The following is a 21,470-nucleotide window of genomic DNA, read 5'->3' as shown; positions in this document are numbered from 1 at the left end:
CCTTACAGATGGCGGCAGAAGCCGCCGGAAACGTCCAGCGCCGCGCCGGTGGTAAACGAGGCCAGCGGCGAGGCGAGGAACAGCAGCGCCTGCGCGGGCTCCTGCGGCTTGCCGAGGCGCGCCATTGGAATGCCACGCTTGCGCGCGATATCCGCCGTCCACTCCGGCCAGCTTTGGCTTTTGTCCGCCCGGCGTTCAAAGCGGCGCTGCCACTGACCGGATTCCACCATGCCGAGCAGTATGGAATTGACGCGAATGCCCTTGCCCACCAGCTCTTTCGAGAGCGTCAGCGTCATGTTCAGCAGCGCGGCACGAGCGGCGGAGGTGGCGATCATGTGCTCCTCCGGCTGTAGCGCCAGCAGGGAGTTGACGCAGGTAACAGAGGCAATGTCCGATTGCTCCAGCAGAGGCTGAAACGCCTGCACCGGGTTAATCACCCCGAACAGTTTGAGTTCGGCTTCGTGCAGCCACGCCTCGCGCGGCGTGTCATGGAAGTGCGCCACGTAGCCCTGCCCGGCGTTGTTGATCAGCATATCCGCCGCGCCAAAACGCGCCTGCACCGCATCCGCGAAGGCCTGAACTTCGTCGGCATTCAGCACGTCGCAGCGGAAAGCGAAAATCTCCCCGTGGGGAAATTCGTTTTGCAGCGTCGCATGGGCGCTGGCGAGCCGGTCCTCGTCACGGCCGCAGAAGGCGACTTTCGCCCCTTCCCCCAGCAGCAGGCGCAGCGTTTCAAAGCCAATGCCGGAAGAACCGCCGGTGACTACCGCTACGCGCCCGTCAATTTGTGCATTCATCGCGCACCTCTTCGTTAATGCGTAAAAGCTGTTGGTTGAAAAACGCGTCGTTATCGAGATAGCTGGCGTGCCCGGCCTGCGGAATGGCGATAAACGGCATGCCGTAGCGCAGCGCCAGACCCTGAACCAGCTCCGGCTGGGTGATGGCATCCTGCTCGCCGCACCAGACTTCAAAACTGCCGGAATAACGCTTCAGCCAGCCGTGGATGTCGTCATGCGCCAGCATCCACGAGGCGGCAAGGTAGCCTTCCGGGCGCAGCACCCGCATGCCCGCCGCGACGGTGGCGATATCTTCCGCGCGCGCGCCGGGGCGCAGCAGCTTCGGGGCGCGGGTCTGGGCGAGGATTTCGCCCCCCAGCGCCATCTGCTGCTCTCGGTTGCGCCAGACCTGCTCCCGCTGCTCCGGCGCGGCATTGCCGTACCCCTGCGCCGCGTCGGCCAGCACCAGATGAATGACGCGATCCGGGAACTTTGCCGCAAAGGCGCTGGCCACCAGCGCCCCCAGGGAATGGCCGACCAGCACTGCCTGCCAGACACCGGCGCGATCCAGCATGGCCGCCAGCGCGTCGGCGTAATCCCCCGCGTTTGCCCGCGCTACGGCCAGCATCGGGCTTTCGCCATAGCCCGGCATGTCCCACGCCAGCACGCGAAAACCGTTCAGCGCCATCTGCTTGTGCCAGGAGGCGGCGCCGGAGCTGATCCCGTGCAGCAGCATCAGCGGAATGCCGCTTCCCTGTTCACGAAAACCCGTCATCATGCCCCCTTAGTTCCGCTTCACTTTGGAAAGCGGATGATCGGACGGATAGGTCGGGATTTCCGGCTTATTGGTCCCCAGCATGACGCACATCAGCGCCTCTTCTTCACCGTGGTTAAACAGGCCGCGATAGATGCCCGGCGGAACGGAGATCAGGTCACGCTCGCGCAGCACGGTTTCGGTGTAGTTGTCGCCGTCCTGGATCATCAGCGTGATCTGCCCCTTGAGCATGAAGAACACCTCTTCCACGTCGTCGTGCAGGTGCAGCGGTCCTTCGCACTTCGACGGCAGCACCATGGTGGAGAAGGTAAAATGGTCCGCCTGCACGGTATTGGTGTCGTTCGCCACGCCGGTTGCGCCGGTGCCGATGTAGCGCATCTGCGCCCGGCGATATTTCGGATCAAAATCGGCCTGGAACTTCAGCGCGTTCCAGTCGTATTTACGGCCTTCGAAGCGCGCGATGCGCGACTCGACCCACTCTTCCATCGTCAGATGGTCAGGTTTGATGCCTGTTTTGTTGGTTACGATTGAATCAGTCATGACACTCTCCTCAGTAACGTCTCAGCAGCGGCAGTAACAGGACGCAGCCCACCGCCGCCATCACCGCCAGAAAAATCAGCCCGGAATCCATGCTGTGGGTAAAGGCGATCAGCGCGCCCATCACCGCCGGCGACAGCGCGCCCGCAAAGTTTCCCAGCCCGTTGAAGATACCGCCCGCCGTGGCGCTCACACGGGGATGGGTGGCCTTCGCCAGCAGGGCGAAAATGTTGGGTGCGCCGGTGCCCCACATAAAGGTGCTGAAGCTCATCGCCGCAATGATGGCAAGCGGGGTGTCGAGGTGCATCACCGCCGCCAGGCCTACCGCCGCCCCCGCCATCGAGATAAAGCAGGCCGCCGCGCGCTTATCGACCCGGTCAGAGAGCCACGCGCCAATCACTTCCCCTGCCAGCATGGCGATGAACGGCATCGACGACAGCCAGCCCGCATGCTCCAGGTGGATGCCTTTGCCCTTAATTAAGTAGCCAGGCAACCAGCCGTTGATGCCCCACAGGTAGGTCAGGAAAGCGATGTTAAAGATGCAGATGATCCAGAAGTGCGGGCTGACAAACAGCTCGCGCCGTGCGGCGCGCCGCTCGTCCTGTGATGCCTGCGAGGTACCGGGTTTTGCCTCCAGGCGTATCCCGCGCAGACCAATGCGCACAAAGATAAGCACCGGCACGGTAAGCATGGCCATCACAAAGAAAGTGCTCTGCCAGCCAAAGGTGTTTAGCAGCCAGAGGGAGAGCGGGAAACCAATCGCCGCGCCCACCGGGGTGCCCAGCAGCCACAGCATGGTGGCGCGTGCCTGCAAATGCTGCGGGAAGTTGTGGCGTACAATGGCGAAGGCCAGCGGGAACAGCGGTCCTTCCGCCACGCCCAGCAGAATACGCAGGACGATCATCAGCGTGTAGTTATGGGTAAAGCCCATCGCCACCATCAGCACGCACCACACTGCCATCATCCCGGTGAGCAGGCGCAGCGGCGCGATTTTGTCGCCTAAACCGCTTAAAAACACCGATGAGAAGCCGTAGCTCAGCAGGAAAGCGCTCATCAGAATGCCGAGGCGCGTGGTGTCGAAATCAATGCCCATCGCCTGCTGGAAATGGGTATCTGAAAAGAGCGCCGCGATGCTGATTTTGTCGAAAAACGCCAGCAGCACGCAGGCCAGCAGCGACAGCGGGATGGCCCAGCGCACCGCTTTTTCGGGCGTGCGGGTCCCCTCACCGCTCGCCTCAACCGGCGCGGTGTTAGTCTCTAGTGTGGTCATTTCTCCCCCTACGGGTGCGGGTTAGCTATCGCAGTGACATCAGTGAAAATGTCGGGTCGGCAAGCGGTACGTCCGACAGATCCCGCCCTGCCGCCATCCAGCGCTTCGCCAGCTTGACGGTGCGCGCATCGTTGAACGCCACAAGCTGCGTTAGCCGCCCGTTGTCGTCCAGCGAGAAGTACAGCGCCTCTTCACGCAATATCGTTCGGCAGCCTGCCTGCGGAATGCCGAGGATCTGAATGTTGTGCTGGTATTGATCCGACCACAGCCACGGCGCGTCGTCATAACCTGGCGCATCGGGATTGAGCATCGCTTTCGCCGTCGCCACCGCCTGATTCTGGGCGAAGGCCCAGGACTGGATGCACAAGCCGTAGTGATGGTGCTGGGCGACATCTCCTGCGGCAAAGATGAACGGATCCGAGGTGCGTCCCTGGGCATCCACCACGATCCCGCGCCCGGTTTTCAGCCCCGCGTCACGCGCCAGCTCCAGATTGAGATCGACGCCGATCCCCACCACCACTGCATCAAAGGTTTCACGGTTGCCGTCGCAGTGGACGACCGGCAGGCCGCCGTCGTCCTCCAGCTCCAGCGCGCCGCAGCCGGTACGGATCTCCACCCCCTGCTCGCGGTGGATGGCCTCCAGGCGCTGGGACACCTCGCCGCTCACCGAGCGCATGCAGAGCGCAGGCTGCTGCTCGAACAGCGTGACCGCCACGCCGCTTTTCCGCGCGGAAGCGGCAATCTCAAGGCCAATCCAGCCGCCGCCGATAATCGCCAGTTTGTGACTTTCCGACAGGCGACTTTTCAGGCGCTGCGCGTCCTGCCAGTGGCGCAGGGTATAGACCTGCGGATGGCTGGCCCACGCCTGCGAAGGCAGGCGCGCCCGACCGCCGGTAGCGATTAAAAGGATGTTGTAACTAAGCTGCTCGCCGTTGCTAAGAAGGACTTTTTTTTCATCGCGATCGACAGATTCAGCGCGCAGCGGTCGGTACCAGGTCAGGTCCAGCGCCTGCTGCACCTCGTCGGTAAACAGCCTTGGGAGCGCCGCGTCCGGTTCCAGCAGAGACGCTTTTGACAGCGGCGGCCGCTCGTAGAAATCCCATTCCTCTTCCGCTACCACGCAAATCTCGCCGTCGAAGCCCTCGTCACGCAGGGTTTTCGCCGCCCAGCCGCCTGACTGGCCGCCGCCGATAATGACAATGCGCGATGTCATACCGCCTCCGGCTTTTTCTGCTGACGGCGCGTGTCGTGGTCAATCCCGCCTTCCACCGCCCACTCGGTGAAGGAGACCAGGGAATGCTCCAGCTCGCGCGGCTGCCAGTTTTCCGTCAGGTAATCATCGTTGGTGTAATACTCAAACGCGCCGCCGGTCGGGCTGTTGACGTACCAGAAGTACGCCGACGACACCGGATGACGTCCCGGTCCGATAAAGGTGCTCCAGTCATGTTTATTCATCGCGATACCGCCGCCGATCACCTCGTGGATGTCGCGCACGGTGAAGGCCACGTGGTTAAGGCCGCGCTTGCGGTTCGGCAGTTGCAGCAGGAACAGGTTGTGATGGCCGCCACGCACGCCGCAGCGCAGGAACACGGCGCGGTTGATATAGCGATCCGAGACCTGGAAGCCGAGCACCTCGCGGTAGAATTTTTCCACCGCCGCCAGCTCCTCCACGAAGAACACCACATGCCCCACGTTGATCGGCTGGGCGCGATCGTAAACCGGGCTGGGGGTGTCGATACGGCGGGCGTCGCCCCACTGGTTTATTGGCTCGACGTTAAGCTCCACGTCGGTCTGCTGGGTCACCTGCACGCGCAGCGTCATGCCGTTCGGATCGAGGCATTCCAGCGCGTCGCCCACTTCGCGAAAGCCGGGCTGCTGCGCCAGCTTCGGGCGCAGCGCGTCGAGATCGGACTGTGCGGCAACCGCCCAGGTCATGCGGCGCAGGGTGTTGCCCGCTTCAAACGCGGGCGGCAGGTCGGGGCTGTCGATCGGGTTAAGCTCCACGCGCGCGCCGCTCAGGGTGGTGAAACGCTGGCCGCTGGCATCGCCCGTCAGGCCAAAATCACGCATAAATTTGGCGCAGTGCGTCAGGTCTTCCACACCAAATTCCAGCTTTTCAATTCCGGTTACACTCATCGTTCGTTGCCTCATCTGGCCCAGATTGGGCGTAAAACATGCCCGACGCAGTCAAGCGCCTGGCGTTAACTCACTGATTTAACTGGCCTGTGATAGATACCCTAAGAAGCCAGAAATTTTATCCGCCGCAAGGCGAACCTCGTTTTGCAGGCGCTCGCGGTCGCTCTGCGGGATCTCCTCCGACGGCACCAGAATGCTGACTACCGCCGCCACGCGGCCGCTTCGGTCATACACCGGGTAGACGATGGAAGAGATGCCGTGGCGGAAGAAGGATTCGCCGATGACATACCCGCGGGCTTTGTCCTGCTGCACCATCTGCCACAGGGCTTCACGGTCGTGAAGCTGCCCCGGCGTGTTGCCCGGCAGACGCTCATGCGGGAACAGCTGTTCGAAATCAGCGCGGGAAATATCGGTCAACAGCATGCGGCCCAGCGAGGTACAGTGCACCGGCAGACGGGTACCAATGCTGACCTGGTTGATACGCGACCCGGCGGCGCTGACGCGGGCGATGTATATAATGTCGCGCCCGTCGCGGATCGCCAGATGGCTGCTGCACTGGCTCACGTCGCGCAGTTGCTCGATCACCGGCTGGCCGACCTGCGCCACGTCCAGCGAGGCGATGTACTCAAAGCCAAGACGCAGCACGTTCATGCCCAGCGAAAAGGTATTGGTGCGCGTGTTGCGCTCCAGAAAGCCCATGTACTCCAGCGTCTGCACCACGCGATAGGCGGTCGCCTTCGGCATATCCACCAGCCGGTGCAGCTCGGCAAAAGTCAGATCGCGATGCTGCTCGCCAAAGGCCAACAGCAGCTGTAAACCGCGCTCCAGCCCCGGCACCAGATACTTCACTTCCTGATCGTTTGCCATCATCGCCCTACCTTAGTTAAAGACAAAACCGCCGTTGACCGGGATCAGCTGTCCGGTGATGAACCGAGACAGATCGCTTAGCAGCCAGACCACGCTGCCGGTGACATCTTCCGGCTGCTGCGCGCCGGTTAACGCGCGTCCGTTTTCGTAGAGCTGATGCCGTTCGGCGGGGACATATTCCGTCGCCTCGACGCGGGTTAACCCCGGCGCGATGGCATTAATGCGTATACGCTTTTCACCCAGTTCGCGCGCCATTGATCGGGTCATGGCAATGACGGCCCCCTTGCTGGCGACGTAGGCCATCAGGCGCGGCGCGCCCCACAGCGCGGTGTCGGACGCCACGTTCACAATGCCCGCCCCTTCACGCAGCAGCGGCACGGCGGCGCGCGTCACCAGCCAGGTGCCTTTGACATTGACGCTCATCACCCGATCCCAGAGATCCGGATCGTAATCGAGCATGTTTTTGCCGCCGACGCCCGTCGCCATCGCCGCGTTGTTCACCAGGCCATCGATCTGACCCTGCTCGCCAATGGCGCTGAACACCTGCTCAATGGACTGTGGATCGGCCAGATCGATAACGTGCGGTTCGATCGCATAGCCCCGCTCGCTCAGGGCGTGGGCGCTTTCGGCCAGCTCGCCCTTCAGGATGTCGCACATCACCACCGCCGCGCCCTGCTCCGCGCAGGCTTTGGCAAAGTGAAAGCCCAGCCCGCGCGCGGCGCCGGTTATGACGATGCGCTTGCCGCTCAGCAGCCCGTTCATCAGGCGGCTCCCTGCTGTGCTTCACGCATCGCCAGCTGCTCTTTGGCGGCCTTTTGCATCATGCGGCGCAGGCGCGAAAGACCGACGTCGTGCTGATACAGGTACTCATGATCGCGCGCGTTTGGCGCTAGGCTTTCCAGCACCACGCGGTCCTGCTCCAGCACTTCCCAGTGCAGTTTTTCCAGACGGTTGCGGTACATGAAACGCCACATATCGCGCTGCCAGCCCTGCACCCGGCGAATGCGCCAGAAGAAGACGCGGCAGTTGTCGTTATCTTCCGGCACCACCATGCCGACGATAAAGAAGTGGCCGCCCGGCCCGAAGCGCTTCTTGTACGGAATGGAGAGGCGCATCCAGCAGGTGCCGCTGTTGCCCAGCTCCACCCAGTCAAAATTGACGCCGCTCTGCCCTTTCTTCTCGAAAATAAAACCGGTTTTGGTCGGCTGGAGCACCATGTCGGCCTTGCGATCCCCTTCCGCCATCGAGTGCGACGAGGAGTGCAGATAGGTGCCGTGCATCGGGTCCATCACGTTTTCCAGCGCGTACTGGTAATTGCATTTCCACGCGGCGGTGCAGAGGAAGTTGCTGAAGCTGTCCGTATCGGCGAGCTCGTCCGGGAAGGTCAGTTCGTCCGGCTGCTGGTCCGCGGTGACGCCAAACCAGAGGAAGATGGCGCCGTGCGCTTCCTGCACGCTATAGCTGCGCACGCACTGCTGGCCGACCAGCGGACATTTATCCACGGCGGGTACGTCTTTCACCTCGCCGTTGCCCGCCACCTCTACGCCGTGATACCAGCAGGCAATGCGGTCCCCAAGGTTCCAGCCCATCGACAGGCGCGCGCCGCGGTGCGGACAGCGGTCCTCCAGCGCCTGAACCTGGCCATCTTTATTGCGCCAGACCACAATCTGCTCGCCCAGGCGGGTGATGCCCACCGGCGCAGACTGCACTTCCCAGCTCGCCAGCACCGGATACCAGAGGCCACGCAGGCCTTTATCCAGATAATGTTGTACGGTCGTCGTCATCGCGTTGCCCTCAGTAGCCGTTAACCTGTAAGAATGCCTGGAAGCTGGCGTCGCTCCACGGCTCGCCCTGCTGGTCGTGCATGCGCACCGCGTTCAGCCCGCTTACCAGCTCCGGCAAGGTTTCAACGCCCTGCTCGAAGAGATCTTCCAGCGTCGCAATCAGCTTCACTTCCCAGCTTTCCGGCTCGCGGCTGCGGGTTTGCCAGATCAGGTTGGTGTAATCACCCGGCTTATGAATGGCGCCATTACCGCCCTCTGCCGGTGGGGTAAACTGGCGGCTTTCCGGCAGCGCCGGGTTGAAGTTCAGGGTGTCGCTCATGCCACGGTCTCCTCGACGAAGGTAATCTGAATCTGGTTTTCAAAGACCCGAACCGGGTAGCGGTTGAGGTTGCGCCCGCCGGGGCCGTGCAGGCACTGACCGGTTTTGACGTCGAATACCGCCTCGTGCAGCGGGCATTCCACCTTGCCGTCTTCCACGAAGCCCTGACTCAGCAGGGCATAGGCGTGCGGGCATACGTCCTCCAGCGCGTAATATTCACCGTCGATCAGGTAAACGCCGATCTCTTTACCGTCGACGTTGCCGCTAAAAGGGAAATCTTCCTGTACTTGCTCTGCGTCACATACGCCTATCCAGCTCATCACGATCCTCCAGGCTTTTGTTTCATATATGAAACTCTGTTTCTTATTTAATACGGTCAATATAAAAGCGATGAATGTTTCGTCAAGCGACAATGTGACGAATTTGTTAATTGATCAGCAATTAATTAACTAAGTGTGCAAGGGATCACGAAAAAATGCAGCGATATGAAATTTTCATTATTGCAGCGTGAGAAATACGTTTTTTTAATGGCCTCTTATTTTGAATAAAAGATATTGACTTCCTTTCTTTTTACTCTTTAAAAATAAATGAACGTCACCTCTTTCGCGTTTCACCTGTGAAACTCATTTTTAATTTATCTTTACTAAACAAAGAGTTTCACAGGTGAACCATTTTAGCTCCGTGACAATCACATTGATGAAAAATATAAGTTACAAAAAACGTAAGGCGGACATGATGACGGCAAGATGGCAAGGCACGATTGCGCTTTTATTACTCATTATTATTTCGTACGTCGATCGGGTAAATATCTCGGTAATAATTTTAAACCCGGAATTTGCCGAACATTTTCAGTTAAATGAAAACAGAATGTTACAGGGCCTGCTCATGACCTGCTTTCTTCTGGGTTATGGTTTTTCCGCTCTATTATTAACGCCGGTTATTGAAAGCAAACTTCATTATCGGCAGGGATTATTAAGCAGCATTGCGATTTGGGCCGCGGTCTGCGCGGCTTCACCTTTGCTCGGCTCGCTGACGGGAATGCTCATCGCCCGCGTGATTCTGGGGATCGCGGAGGGTCCGCTATTTTCGCTGAAAACGCGCTTTATCAGCGATAACTTTAGCGCGCAAGAGATCGGTAAACCCAACGCCGTGACCGCGCTGGGCGTCTCGCTCGGGCTGGCCGTGGGCTTTCCGCTGGTGACCTGGCTGATGTCGCATCTGGGCTGGGCCGGATCGTTTTATGCACTGGCGGCAATCAACCTTCTCCTCGGGGGCAGCTTAATCTGGCGTTTTCTGCCCGCGCCGCGCAAGCTCCCGACCGCGAAAAAACCGGGGTTTGTCCACACCTTCACGCTGGCCTGGCAGACGCCGCTGCTGGGCTGGATCATGGTGGTTGAAATCGCCACCCTGAGCTATCTCTGGGGGAGCAGCGCCTGGCTGCCCGCGTGGCTGCGTGACGAGCATCATTTCTCGCTGCATGCCACGGGCTGGCTTGCGGCGATCCCCTTCCTGCTCAGCCTGGGGTCAAAGTTTCTGGGCGGCGTGCTGCTCGACAAAATGCGTCCGGAACAGGCACCGATGCTGTTTGTGGCGGGCGGGGCGATGACGGCGCTGTCCGTGGTCGCGCTGATGCTCAGCCATCAGCCTGCCTGGCTGGCGCTGTTTATGCTTTCGGCTAATGTCTTCTGGGGGCTACAGGGGGCGGCTATTCCGGCGGTGATCCAGCATCACGCCGCGCGGGAAGCGGTGGGCAGCGCTTACGGCATAATCAATGGGATCGGCAATATCTGCGCGGCGTTTATTCCGCTGCTGATGGGGATGGTGATGAGATCGGTGGGGTCGGTCAGTTCAGGCTTTTCGGTGCTGGTCGTCTCGCAGGTTGTCACCCTGCTTGCCGGGGGAATGTTGCTGCTGCGCATGCGGCGCGCAGCAGCAATCAGCGCGTAAGGCTTATTCGCCTTTTTTCGCCGCCTGGATGTAGAGCATTTCCAGCGCCAGGGTCGCCGCGGCCAGCGCGGTGATCTCGGACTGGTCATAGGCCGGAGCCACTTCCACCACGTCCATCCCGACGATGTTCAGATCCTTCAGGCCGCGCACCAGCTTGATGGCGCGATCTGACGTCAGGCCGCCGATCACCGGCGTACCGGTCCCCGGTGCGAATGCCGGATCAAGGCAGTCAATGTCGAAGGTCAGGTAGACAGGCATATCGCCGACGATCTGCTTAACCTGAGACAGAATATCGTCCACGCCGCGATCGTTCACCTGGCCCGCGTCGAGTACGGTGAAGCCGTTGTCTTTGTCGAACTCGGTGCGGATGCCGATCTGCACGGAGTGGTTTGGATCGATCAGGCCTTCCTTCGGCGCGGTGTAGAACATGGTGCCGTGGTCGAACTCGCAGCCGTTCGCGTAGGTGTCGGTGTGCGCATCGAAGTGCACCAGCGCCATTTTACCGAAGTGCTTCGCGTGGGCGCGCAGCAGCGGCAGGGTCACGAAGTGGTCACCGCCGAAGGAGAGCATGCGTTTACCGGCCGCCAGCAGCTTCTCGGCGTGCGCCTGCAATTTTTCGCTCATTTCACGCGCGTCGCCGAAGGCGTACACCAGATCGCCGCAGTCCACCACGTTCAGGCGCTCGCGCATGTCGAAGTTCCACGGGAAGCGGTTGTGCTCCCAGGCCAGGTTAGTGGAAACCTGACGGATCGCCGCCGGACCATGACGACCACCCGCGCGACCGGACGTTGCCATGTCGAACGGTACGCCGGTGATCACCCAGTCCGCATCGCTGTCGTACGGCTGGAAGTTCATCGGAAGGCGTAAAAAACCAAACGCGTTAGATACCAGAGAGTTATCGTACTGATGACCTAAAGTGCTCATGTCCTGACCTCTTATAAAGTCGATACATTAAAAACAGATGAAAAAAAATCCCCTCCGCGTCGTTAAACCCGACGAGGAAGGGATTGATTCGTAAATCGCTAATTGGGGCGAATTATCGCCGTTAATTCATACGGGTTCAAGTGAGTATAGGGCATTGTGCGGTCTGTTGCCCTCACTCCGCCCCTCTCCCACCGGGAGAGGGAGTTTACCTACTCATCTTCCAGGTAGGTGTACCCGTACAGACCCGCTTCAAACTCTTCCAGGAACTGCTGCTGTAACGCGTCGTCCAGACCGGTGTTTTTCACCTGATCGCGGAACTGGGTGAGCAGTTTTTTCGGATCCAGCTGAACGTATTCGAGCATGTCCGCCACGGTGTCCCCTTCGTCGGACAGCTCAACCTCCACGCTGCCGTCAGGGAAGACAAACACGTCAACCGCTTCGGTATCACCGAACAGGTTGTGCATGTTGCCGAGGATCTCCTGATACGCCCCCACCATAAAGAAGCCCAGCATTGGCGGGTTCTCCGGATCGTACTCCGGCATTGGCATCGTCGTTGCGATACCGTCACCGTCAACGTAATGGTCAATCGCGCCGTCAGAGTCACAGGTGATGTCCAGCAGCACGGCGCGGCGTTCCGGGGCGTGGTTCAGCCCTTCCAGCGGCAGAACCGGGAACAGCTGGTCGATACCCCAGGCATCCGGCATCGACTGGAACAGGGAGAAGTTGACGTACATTTTGTCCGCCATACGCTCCTGCAACTCGTCGATAATCGGACGGTGCGCGCGGTTGCTCGGGTCGAGCTGTTTCTGCACTTCGTGGCACATATTCAGGTAGAGCTGCTCGGCCCACGCGCGCTCTTGCAGGCTGAATGTGCCTGACGAGTAGCCGACGTGAATATCGTGCAGGTCCATCTGGCTGTCGTGCAGCCATTCGCGCAGGGAACGACGCGTGCCCGGCTCGTGCATCTCCTGCCAGGTTTCCCACATGCTTTGCAGGGAACGTGGGGCATCGTCTGCCGGAGGCGTGGCTTCGGTGATTTCGCTACGCTCAACGCCAATGATGTTAGAGACCAGTACCGTATGGTGCGCCGTGACCGCGCGGCCGGATTCGGTGATCACCGTCGGGTGCGGCAGGCCGTGCTCTTCGCAGGCATCGCCAATCGCCCAGATGATGTTGTTGGCATATTCGTTCAGGCCATAGTTTACCGAACAGTCAGACTGCGAGCGGGTCCCTTCGTAGTCCACGCCCAGGCCGCCGCCCACGTCAAAGCACTGAATATTCACGCCGAGCTTATGCAGCTCAACGTAGAAACGTGCCGATTCACGCACGCCGGTGGCGATGTCGCGAATGTTGGCCATCTGCGAGCCGAGGTGGAAGTGCAGCAGCTGAATGCTGTCCAGACGACCGCGCTCGCGCAGAATTTCCACCAGCTGAAGCACCTGGTTCGCCGCGAGGCCGAACTTGGATTTTTCACCGCCGGAAGACTGCCATTTACCGGAACCCTGCGACGCCAGTCGCGCACGCACGCCAAGGCGCGGGATCACGTTCAGACGCTCGGCCTCTTCCAGCACGATCGCGATTTCGGTCATCTTCTCGATCACCAGATAGACCTTGTGGCCCATCTTCTCGCCAATCAGCGCCAGACGAATGTATTCGCGATCTTTATAGCCGTTACAGACGATCACCGACCGGGTCATGCCCGCGTGCGCCAGAACCGCCATCAGCTCCGCTTTAGAGCCTGCTTCCAGGCCCAGCGGCTCGCCGGAGTGGATCAGGGACTCAATCACGCGACGGTGCTGGTTGACCTTGATCGGGTAAACGAGGAAATAGTCGCCGTTATAACCATACGATTCCCGCGCGCGTTTGAACGCGGCGTTAATAGAACGCAGGCGATGTTGCAGGATCTGCGGGAAGCAGAACAGTGCAGGCAAGCGCTGACCCTGCGCTTCACGGGTTTTCACCAGTTTAGCGAGATCCACGCGCGCTTCCGGGACGTCCGGATCCGGGCAGACACTGATGTGGCCCAGCTCGTTAACGTCGTAGTAGTTATTGCCCCACCAGGCAATATTGTAAGTGCGCAGCATCTTGCTGGCTTCCTCGGAGCTCATCGCAACCTCCTGCATAGAACGTAGTACACCCTGTTCGCCCGCTGACGAAGGCGAAAAAGAAGACATGTCGTCAGACATAGCGAACCTCAACTCTTTGTATTAAGTGTAAAACAGTTGACTACTATCGCAGCGTTATACGGCGATAACAACCCATTAACGGCTCCATTTCCCAGCAGAGTATGCTGAAATCCAGACCGTGCGACCGGTTTCTTATTCATATCATTGTAAAACACGTATCCGAACTCTGTATGACAAGGTTCGGCGAAACCACGAGAAAACTCCTGTATTAACAAGAGCGCCCTTGTTCAGTTTTCACAAAGCGTGACCGGCTCTGGAATCCTGAGAAGCACCGAGATGGGTATAACATCGGCAGGTGTTTAGACCAGAAGTGCGGGTGGGAATCAAATGCGCGCCAGAACGGCTGCGCTGAATGAGCGGAAAACGATGGTTCATTATCTGGTATCACCTCCACGGCCGCCTCTGCTGAAACGGACCACAAGCCAAAGCTAAAAGTTCACTGCTTAACCCGGCTGGAAGTGGCGACACGATGTGTTCATCGAGCGCTTATTTTATATGAGCCGCGCGCCGCGTTTTATACCGAGAAGGTCGCTAAAAAGCAAAACAAAAATGCGCAGGTTGCCAGCGTCGTCAGGAAAAATTTCCAGCCGTGTTTTCAACGCAATGAGAGGTGAGTCAAAAAAAACTGGAAATCGGGTGAAGAAGTGACCTAAAATAGACGTCCAGATGTTAATCCATCCATACCGATTAACACTCAGACTGCCAGTGTCAAAATCCTGTAGGCCTTGGTAGAATTATCTCCTATGGCTATTCCACACAGCAGCTTGAGCTAACCAAATTCCTCTTAGGTGAAATAAAACATGGCAAAACACCTGTTTACGTCCGAGTCCGTATCAGAAGGACATCCTGATAAAATTGCTGACCAAATCTCCGATGCGGTGCTGGATGCGATCCTCGCGCAGGATCCAAAGGCGCGCGTAGCGTGTGAAACCTATGTCAAAACCGGCATGGTTCTGGTTGGCGGTGAGATCACCACCAGCGCATGGGTTGATATCGAAGAGATCACCCGTAACACGGTGCGTGAGATCGGCTATGTACATTCTGATATGGGCTTTGATGCCAACTCCTGCGCCGTACTGAGCGCGATTGGCAAACAGTCTCCGGACATCAACCAGGGCGTTGACCGTGCCGATCCGCTGGAACAGGGCGCGGGCGACCAGGGCCTGATGTTCGGCTACGCAACCAACGAAACCGACGTGCTGATGCCAGCGCCGGTGACCTACGCACACCGTCTGGTGCAGCGTCAGGCTGAAGTGCGTAAAAACGGCACTCTGCCGTGGCTGCGTCCGGATGCGAAAAGCCAGGTGACCTTCCAGTATGACGACGGGAAAATCGTCGGTATCGATGCCGTGGTTCTTTCCACGCAGCATGCTGAAGAGATTGACCAGAAATCCCTGCAAGAAGCGGTGATGGAAGAGATCATCAAGCCGGTTCTGCCAACTGAATGGCTGAGCTCTGCGACCAAATTCTTCATCAACCCAACCGGACGCTTTGTTATCGGCGGCCCAATGGGTGACTGCGGTCTGACCGGTCGTAAAATCATCGTAGATACCTACGGCGGCATGGCACGTCACGGCGGCGGCGCATTCTCCGGTAAAGATCCGTCTAAAGTTGACCGTTCTGCCGCGTACGCTGCACGTTATGTGGCGAAAAACATCGTTGCTGCCGGTCTGGCTGACCGCTGTGAAATTCAGGTTTCCTACGCCATCGGCGTGGCTGAGCCAACCTCCATCATGGTGGAAACCTTCGGTACTGAAAAAGTGCCTTCTGAACAGCTGACCCTGCTGGTGCGTGAGTTCTTCGACCTGCGTCCATACGGTCTGATTCAGATGCTGGATCTGCTGCACCCAATCTACCAGGAAACCGCAGCGTACGGTCACTTTGGCCGCGAACATTTCCCATGGGAAAAAACCGACAAAGCCGCCCTGCTGCGTGATGCTGCCGGTCTGAAATAATCGACTGCCAGCAGCTTAAACAGGCCAGCCTTTGTGCTGGCCTTTTTTATGTCGGGTGGCGGCTATGCCTTACCCGACCTACGGGTAGTGAGTTTTTGTAGGCCGGGTAAGGCGCAGCAGCCACCCGACAATGTTTGGAACCGTTTACACCTCACTCTCTATACCCCGCTTTCAGAATATTCTCTTTGCATGATCGCATTTCTTCTGCTGTTACATTCCCTTTCAGTTAAGTCTGAAATTTGTGCAAACGCGATGCACATCAATTAATTTACCTCTATATTTTCAAAGCTTTAATTATTTTTACGGTTACAAGCCAGTGTAACCGATTACACCGTTGTGATTTGACTCACATATTTTTATGAGCCGCTCACCTACTCTTAATATCGTAAAAACTGATAACCCAACTGGAGGGCATAATGCCTGACAATAATAAACAGGGGCGTACGTCCAATAAGGCAATGACGTTCTTCGTCTGCTTCCTCGCCGCTCTGGCAGGATTACTCTTTGGCCTGGATATTGGCGTAATTGCCGGTGCATTACCTTTCATCACCGATGAGTTCCAGATTAGCGCACATACTCAGGAATGGGTGGTTAGCTCCATGATGTTCGGTGCCGCCGTCGGCGCGGTCGGCAGCGGCTGGCTCTCCTTTAAGCTCGGGCGTAAAAAGAGCCTGATGATTGGCGCGATCCTGTTCGTTGCCGGCTCACTGTTCTCTGCCGCTGCGCCTAATGTTGAAGTGCTGATCATCTCCCGCGTGCTGCTCGGTCTGGCAGTGGGCGTGGCGTCTTATACTGCCCCGCTGTACCTGTCTGAAATCGCTCCGGAAAAAATCCGCGGCAGCATGATTTCCATGTATCAGCTGATGATCACCATCGGTATTCTGGGGGCTTATCTCTCCGATACCGCCTTCAGCTACAGCGGCGCATGGCGCTGGATGCTGGGCGTCATCATCATTCCTGCCATCCTGCTGCTGATTGGCGTCTTCTTCCTGCCGGACAGTCCGCGCTGGTTTGCCGCCAAACGCCGCTTCCATGATGCCGAACGCGTGCTCTTACGCCTGCGTGATACCAGCGCCGAAGCCAAAAACGAGCTGGAAGAGATCCGCGAAAGCCTGAAGGTCAAACAGTCCGGCTGGGCGCTGTTCAAAGAGAACAGCAACTTCCGCCGCGCGGTGTTCCTCGGCGTGCTGTTACAGATCATGCAACAGTTCACCGGGATGAACGTCATCATGTATTACGCGCCGAAAATCTTCGAACTGGCGGGCTACACCAACACCACCGAGCAGATGTGGGGCACCGTGATCGTCGGCCTGACCAACGTGCTGGCGACCTTTATCGCTATCGGTCTGGTGGACCGCTGGGGACGTAAGCCAACCCTGACGCTGGGCTTCCTGGTGATGGCCGTCGGGATGGGCGTGCTGGGTACCATGATGCACATGGGCATTCACTCCCCAACGGCACAGTACTTCGCCGTGGCGATGCTGCTGATGTTTATCATTGGGTTTGCGATGAGCGCCGGTCCGCTGATTTGGGTGCTGTGCTCTGAGATCCAGCCGCTGAAAGGACGTGATTTTGGCATCACCTGCTCTACCGCGACCAACTGGATTGCCAACATGATCGTCGGCGCAACGTTCCTGACCATGCTTAATACTCTGGGTAATGCCAACACCTTCTGGGTCTACGCCGGTCTGAACCTGTTCTTTATTGTTCTCACTATCTGGCTGGTTCCTGAAACCAAACATGTTTCACTGGAACACATTGAACGTAACCTGATGAAAGGTCGTCCTCTGCGCGAAATAGGCGCACACGACTGATCCTCCTGCGGGAGGCGCCTCTTGCGCCTCCCCGCTTCCCGCTTTATGCTCTGCCCCTATGAAAGCACCCCGTCTCCCCATCGCCATTCAGCAAGCCGTTATGCGCAGCCTGCGGGAAAAACTCGCCCAGGCCAACCTGAAGCTCGGCCGCAATTATCCTGAACCGAAGCTGGTCTATCAGCAGCGTGGCACCGCGGCAGGTACCGCCTGGCTGGAATCGTATGAGATCCGCCTCAACCCGGTGTTGATGATGGAAAATCAGCAGGCGTTTATCGAAGAAGTGGTGCCGCACGAGCTGGCGCATCTGCTGGTGTGGAAGCACTTTGGCCGCGTCGCGCCGCACGGCAAAGAGTGGAAGTGGATGATGGAGGCGGTGCTCGGCGTTCCGGCCCGTCGCACCCATCAGTTCGAGCTGGAATCGGTACGCCGCAATACCTTCCCCTACCGCTGCCAGTGCCAGCAGCACCAGCTTACCGTCCGCCGCCATAACCGCGTAGTGCGGGGCGAGGCGACCTACCGCTGCGTTAAATGCGGCGAACCGCTGGTTGCGGAATAATCACGCGAACTTTCAGGAACTTTCCTGATCTGACTGATTGCATACGGGAACAACATTCGTTACGTTGCGGGCTCGTTTTGACACGGAGTGTAAGATGTCCCGTAATGTTTCTCTCGCGGTCGCTTTTCTGGCGACAGCGCTCTCCGGCCATGCTCTGGCCGACGGTATTCACAGTTTCTCTCAGGCAAAAACCGCAGGCGTAAAGATTAACGCCGACGTACCGGGTGATTTCTACTGCGGCTGTAAAATTAACTGGCAGGGTAAGAAAGGGGTCGTGGATCTGGGATCCTGCGGCTATAAGGTGCGCAAGAACGAGAACCGCGCCAGCCGAATCGAATGGGAACACGTCGTTCCGGCCTGGCAGTTTGGCCACCAGCGCCAGTGCTGGCAGGACGGTGGACGTAAAAATTGCGCAAAAGATCCGGTCTACCGCCAGATGGAAAGCGATATGCACAACCTGCAACCCGCCGTGGGTGAGGTCAATGGCGACCGCGGAAACTTCATGTACAGCCAGTGGAACGGTGGCGAAGGCCAGTACGGTCAGTGCGCCATGAAGGTCGATTTCAAAGAGAAAGTCGCCGAACCGCCTGCCCGCGCGCGCGGTAGCATCGCCCGCACTTATTTCTATATGCGCGACCGCTACGATCTCAAACTTTCCCGCCAGCAGACGCAGCTCTTCAATGCCTGGGACAAGCTCTACCCGGTGACGGACTGGGAATGCCAGCGCGACGAACGTATCGCCAAAGTCCAGGGGAATCACAACCCTTACGTCCAGCGGGCTTGCCAGGCGCAAAAGAGCTAACCTACACTACGGCAATTCGCTTATATCGCATGACACATGGAATTTCTGACTATGCGCATCCCTCGCATCTATCACCCTGAACTGATTACCCCAGGCGGCGAAATCGCCCTGTCTGATGATGCTGCAAACCATGTAGGTCGCGTGCTGCGCATGGGTGCAGGCCAGGCGATTCAGCTCTTTGACGGCTCTAATCAGGTTTTCGACGCTGAAATTACGCGCGCCGATAAAAAAAGCGTGCACGTGAAGGTGCTGCGTGGCGACGTGGATGACCGGGAATCGCCGCTGCACATTCACCTGGGCCAGGTGATGTCGCGTGGGGAAAAGATGGAGTTCACCGTTCAGAAATCCATTGAACTGGGTGTAAGCCTCATTACGCCACTTTTTTCTGAGCGCTGCGGCGTTAAACTGGATGCGGAACGTCTGAACAAAAAGATCCAGCAGTGGCAAAAAATTGCCATTGCGGCCTGCGAACAGAGCGGCCGCAATCGTATCCCGGAGATCCGCCCGGCGATGGATCTGGAGGACTGGTGTGCAGAAGAGGAAAGCGGGCTTAAGCTCAATCTTCATCCGCGCGCCAGCGCCAGCATCAATACGCTGCCGCTGCCCGTTGAGCGTGTACGCCTGCTGATTGGCCCGGAAGGCGGCCTGTCGGCTGACGAAATTGCCATGACGGCGCGTTACCAGTTTACTGATATTCTGTTGGGACCTCGCGTTCTGCGCACTGAGACAACGGCACTCACCGCCATTACCGCGCTACAGGTGCGATTTGGCGATCTGGGTTGAAGCAAAGCCTGACCCATAACCGGAGAAGAAGATGATTAAGCTCGGCATCGTGATGGACCCCATCGCAAACATTAACATCAAGAAAGACTCCAGCTTCGCTATGCTGCTGGAAGCGCAGCGTCGCGGCTATGAACTCCACTACATGGAGATGAACGATCTTTACCTGATCAACGGTGAAGCCCGCGCACGCACCCGCATCGTTAACGTCGAGCAGAACTACGAAAAATGGTACGAATTCGGTACCGAGCAGGATATTGCCCTGGCCGACCTCAACGTCATCCTGATGCGTAAAGATCCGCCGTTCGACACCGAATACATTTATTCCACCTATATCCTTGAGCGTGCCGAAGAGAAAGGCACGCTGATCGTCAACAAGCCGCAGAGCCTGCGCGACTGCAACGAGAAGCTCTATACCGCATGGTTCTCTGACCTGACGCCGGAAACGCTCGTCACCCGCAGCAAAACGCAGCTGAAAGAATTCTGGCAGAAGCACGGCGACATCATCATGAAACCGCTGGACGGCATGGGCGGCGCGTCGATCTTCCGGGTGAAAGAAGGCGATCCGAACATTGGCGTGATTGCCGAAACGCTGACCGAGCTGGGAACCCGCTACTGTATGGCACAGAACTATCTGCCAGCCATTAAAGACGGCGACAAGCGTGTGCTGGTCGTAGACGGCGAGCCGGTGCCTTACTGCCTGGCGCGTATCCCGCAGGGAGGGGAAACCCGTGGCAACCTGGCGGCTGGCGGCCGTGGCGAACCGCGTCCGTTAAGCGAAAGCGACTGGGAAATTGCCCGCCGCGTCGGCCCTACGCTTAAAGCCAAAGGCCTGATCTTCGTTGGCCTCGATATCATCGGCGATCGTCTGACCGAAGTGAACGTCACTAGCCCAACCTGCATTCGTGAAATCGAAGCGGAATTCCCGATCTCGATCACCGGAATGCTGATGGACGCTATCGAAAAACGTTTACAGAAATAACCTGTGACAGCGCCTGTGTTTATCCCCATACTGGGCGCTGTCGCTTTTTAAACCAGGAAACAGTACCTCTGACAATGAATTTACAGCATCACTTTCTTATTGCCATGCCTGCTCTCCAGGATCCGATTTTCCGCCGCGCCGTGGTCTATATTTGTGAATACAACGAAGACGGCGCGATGGGGATTATCATCAATAAGCCGCTGGAAAACCTCCAGGTGGAAGGCATTCTGGACAAGTTGAAAATCCCTGCTGAAGCGCGGCTGCCGGAAATCCGTCTCGATAAACCGGTGATGCTCGGCGGCCCGCTTGCAGAAGATCGTGGTTTTATCCTGCATACCCCGCCGGTTTTCTCGTCCAGCATTCGTATCTCCGATAACACCGTCGTCACCACCTCTCGCGACGTGCTTGAAACGCTGGGCACTGCCAGTCAGCCTTCTGAGGTGCTGGTTGCGCTCGGCTACGCCTCCTGGGAAAAAGGGCAGCTGGAACAAGAAATTCTGGACAACGCCTGGCTGACAGCCCCTGCGGATATGAATATCCTGTTTAAAACCCCTATCGCCGATCGCTGGCGTGACGCGGCAAAACTGATTGGCATTGATATTCTGACCATGCCTGGCGTTGCGGGGCACGCGTAATGAGCGGCACCCTTCTCGCCTTCGACTTCGGCACCAAAAGCATCGGCGTCGCTGTGGGTCAACGGATCACCGGCACCGCCCGCCCGCTCACGGCGCTGAAAGCTAACGACGGCACGCCGGACTGGAACCTTATTGAGCGCTTGCTCAAAGAGTGGCAGCCGGACGACGTGATTGTCGGCCTGCCGCTAAACATGGATGGCACCGAGCAACCGCTTACCGCCCGCGCGCGCAAGTTCGCGAACAAAATCCATGGCCGCTTTGGCGTCTCCGTTAAGCTGCACGATGAACGTTTGAGCACCGTCGAGGCACGCGCTGGCCTGTTCGAACACGGTGGCTTCCGGGCGCTGAACAAAGGCAGCGTGGATTCAGCTTCAGCCGTCATTATCCTCGAAAGCTATTTCGAACAGGGTTACTGAGCGCCGGGG

Annotated in this window: 24 protein-coding genes; 9 read left to right on the top strand and 15 right to left on the bottom strand. The window is 58.2% G+C overall.

Annotated elements, in window-relative coordinates:
• Positions 1–2 precede the first annotated feature (2 nt).
• The 11 genes from CU081_RS08040 to CU081_RS07990 all read right to left on the bottom strand — a co-directional run bounded on the left by CU081_RS08040 (position 3) and on the right by CU081_RS07990 (position 8,784).
• Positions 3–797, bottom strand: a complete 795-nt coding sequence (locus CU081_RS08040) for an SDR family oxidoreductase (protein ID WP_022651822.1) — start codon at positions 795–797, stop codon at positions 3–5.
• The gene (locus tag CU081_RS08035) at positions 781–1,551 is read right to left on the bottom strand and encodes an alpha/beta fold hydrolase (protein WP_022651823.1); all 771 of its coding nucleotides are present in this window, start codon (positions 1,549–1,551) and stop codon (positions 781–783) included. The genes CU081_RS08040 and CU081_RS08035 overlap by 17 nt, the downstream gene beginning before the upstream one ends.
• Before the next feature lie 9 nt (positions 1,552–1,560).
• Positions 1,561–2,091, bottom strand: coding sequence for a cupin domain-containing protein (locus tag CU081_RS08030; RefSeq protein ID WP_003860061.1), 531 nt, complete (start codon positions 2,089–2,091; stop codon positions 1,561–1,563).
• 10 nt (positions 2,092–2,101) lie between these two features.
• Complete coding sequence (locus tag CU081_RS08025) at positions 2,102–3,358, bottom strand: MFS transporter (protein ID WP_003860059.1); 1,257 nt, start codon at positions 3,356–3,358, stop codon at positions 2,102–2,104.
• Positions 3,359–3,383: 25 nt separating this feature from the next.
• Complete coding sequence (locus tag CU081_RS08020; RefSeq protein ID WP_022651824.1) at positions 3,384–4,571, bottom strand: NAD(P)/FAD-dependent oxidoreductase; 1,188 nt, start codon at positions 4,569–4,571, stop codon at positions 3,384–3,386.
• Positions 4,568–5,494, bottom strand: coding sequence for a VOC family protein (locus CU081_RS08015; protein ID WP_003860055.1), 927 nt, complete (start codon positions 5,492–5,494; stop codon positions 4,568–4,570). Before CU081_RS08015 ends, CU081_RS08020 begins: the two co-directional genes overlap by 4 nt.
• 78 nt (positions 5,495–5,572) lie before the next feature.
• Entirely contained in the window at positions 5,573–6,361 is a 789-nt protein-coding gene (locus tag CU081_RS08010) for an IclR family transcriptional regulator (protein ID WP_003860053.1), read from the bottom strand.
• Between the two features lie 12 nt (positions 6,362–6,373).
• Positions 6,374–7,123: an SDR family oxidoreductase gene (locus CU081_RS08005; RefSeq protein WP_003860050.1), complete on the bottom strand. Its 750-nt coding sequence runs from the start codon at positions 7,121–7,123 to the stop codon at positions 6,374–6,376.
• A complete protein-coding gene (locus CU081_RS08000; RefSeq protein WP_022651825.1) occupies positions 7,123–8,145 on the bottom strand; it encodes an aromatic ring-hydroxylating oxygenase subunit alpha in 1,023 nt (340 codons plus the stop codon). The genes CU081_RS08005 and CU081_RS08000 overlap by 1 nt, the downstream gene beginning before the upstream one ends.
• Positions 8,146–8,155: 10 nt before the next feature.
• Positions 8,156–8,464: a recombinase-like helix-turn-helix domain-containing protein gene (locus CU081_RS07995; protein WP_022651826.1), complete on the bottom strand. Its 309-nt coding sequence runs from the start codon at positions 8,462–8,464 to the stop codon at positions 8,156–8,158.
• Positions 8,461–8,784, bottom strand: a complete 324-nt coding sequence (locus tag CU081_RS07990; protein WP_003860044.1) for a Rieske (2Fe-2S) protein — start codon at positions 8,782–8,784, stop codon at positions 8,461–8,463. Before CU081_RS07990 ends, CU081_RS07995 begins: the two co-directional genes overlap by 4 nt.
• 415 nt (positions 8,785–9,199) lie before the next feature.
• Between CU081_RS07990 and CU081_RS07985 the strand changes: the two genes are divergently transcribed.
• Positions 9,200–10,411: an MFS transporter gene (locus CU081_RS07985; RefSeq protein ID WP_032645738.1), complete on the top strand. Its 1,212-nt coding sequence runs from the start codon at positions 9,200–9,202 to the stop codon at positions 10,409–10,411.
• 3 nt (positions 10,412–10,414) lie between these two features.
• Here CU081_RS07985 and speB read toward each other — a convergent pair whose 3' ends face one another.
• From speB to CU081_RS26825, 4 genes are all read right to left on the bottom strand, one after another.
• Positions 10,415–11,335 (bottom strand): agmatinase, encoded by a 921-nt coding sequence (speB, locus tag CU081_RS07980; protein ID WP_003860040.1) that lies wholly within the window; start codon positions 11,333–11,335, stop codon positions 10,415–10,417.
• 209 nt (positions 11,336–11,544) lie between these two features.
• On the bottom strand, positions 11,545–13,521 hold the full coding sequence (gene speA / locus CU081_RS07975; RefSeq protein ID WP_003860039.1) for a biosynthetic arginine decarboxylase: 1,977 nt from the start codon (positions 13,519–13,521) through the stop codon (positions 11,545–11,547).
• 8 nt (positions 13,522–13,529) lie between these two features.
• On the bottom strand, positions 13,530–13,661 hold the full coding sequence (gene yqgB / locus CU081_RS07970; protein ID WP_057979949.1) for an acid stress response protein YqgB: 132 nt from the start codon (positions 13,659–13,661) through the stop codon (positions 13,530–13,532).
• 94 nt (positions 13,662–13,755) lie between these two features.
• Positions 13,756–13,896, bottom strand: a complete 141-nt coding sequence (locus CU081_RS26825; RefSeq protein ID WP_418235904.1) for a hypothetical protein — start codon at positions 13,894–13,896, stop codon at positions 13,756–13,758.
• A gap of 425 nt (positions 13,897–14,321) precedes the next feature.
• On the opposite strand from CU081_RS26825, the gene metK reads away from it, so the two are divergent.
• From metK to ruvX, 8 genes are all read left to right on the top strand, one after another.
• Entirely contained in the window at positions 14,322–15,476 is a 1,155-nt protein-coding gene (metK, locus tag CU081_RS07960; RefSeq protein WP_003860037.1) for a methionine adenosyltransferase, read from the top strand.
• Positions 15,477–15,892: 416 nt separating this feature from the next.
• Entirely contained in the window at positions 15,893–17,290 is a 1,398-nt protein-coding gene (gene galP, locus CU081_RS07955; protein ID WP_015571832.1) for a galactose/proton symporter, read from the top strand.
• Positions 17,291–17,348: 58 nt separating this feature from the next.
• Positions 17,349–17,846: a SprT family zinc-dependent metalloprotease gene (locus CU081_RS07950; protein ID WP_003860035.1), complete on the top strand. Its 498-nt coding sequence runs from the start codon at positions 17,349–17,351 to the stop codon at positions 17,844–17,846.
• Positions 17,847–17,940: 94 nt separating this feature from the next.
• Positions 17,941–18,648 (top strand): deoxyribonuclease I, encoded by a 708-nt coding sequence (gene endA, locus CU081_RS07945; RefSeq protein ID WP_022651828.1) that lies wholly within the window; start codon positions 17,941–17,943, stop codon positions 18,646–18,648.
• Positions 18,649–18,699: 51 nt separating this feature from the next.
• Positions 18,700–19,431, top strand: a complete 732-nt coding sequence (gene rsmE, locus CU081_RS07940) for a 16S rRNA (uracil(1498)-N(3))-methyltransferase (protein ID WP_022651829.1) — start codon at positions 18,700–18,702, stop codon at positions 19,429–19,431.
• A 31-nt stretch (positions 19,432–19,462) separates the two neighbouring features.
• Positions 19,463–20,410, top strand: a complete 948-nt coding sequence (gshB, locus tag CU081_RS07935) for a glutathione synthase (RefSeq protein ID WP_003860032.1) — start codon at positions 19,463–19,465, stop codon at positions 20,408–20,410.
• Between the two features lie 74 nt (positions 20,411–20,484).
• Entirely contained in the window at positions 20,485–21,045 is a 561-nt protein-coding gene (locus CU081_RS07930; RefSeq protein WP_003860031.1) for a YqgE/AlgH family protein, read from the top strand.
• Entirely contained in the window at positions 21,045–21,461 is a 417-nt protein-coding gene (ruvX, locus tag CU081_RS07925; RefSeq protein ID WP_006811925.1) for a Holliday junction resolvase RuvX, read from the top strand. The genes CU081_RS07930 and ruvX overlap by 1 nt, the downstream gene beginning before the upstream one ends.
• Positions 21,462–21,470 lie beyond the last annotated feature (9 nt).

Origin of the sequence: Enterobacter sp. CRENT-193, from assembly GCF_002787395.1 — a bacterium.
Taxonomy (GTDB): Bacteria; Pseudomonadota; Gammaproteobacteria; order Enterobacterales; family Enterobacteriaceae; genus Enterobacter; species Enterobacter hormaechei_C.
The sequence above is the reverse complement of the archived record's forward strand: the minus strand, read 5'-3'. Positions and strand labels throughout refer to the sequence as shown.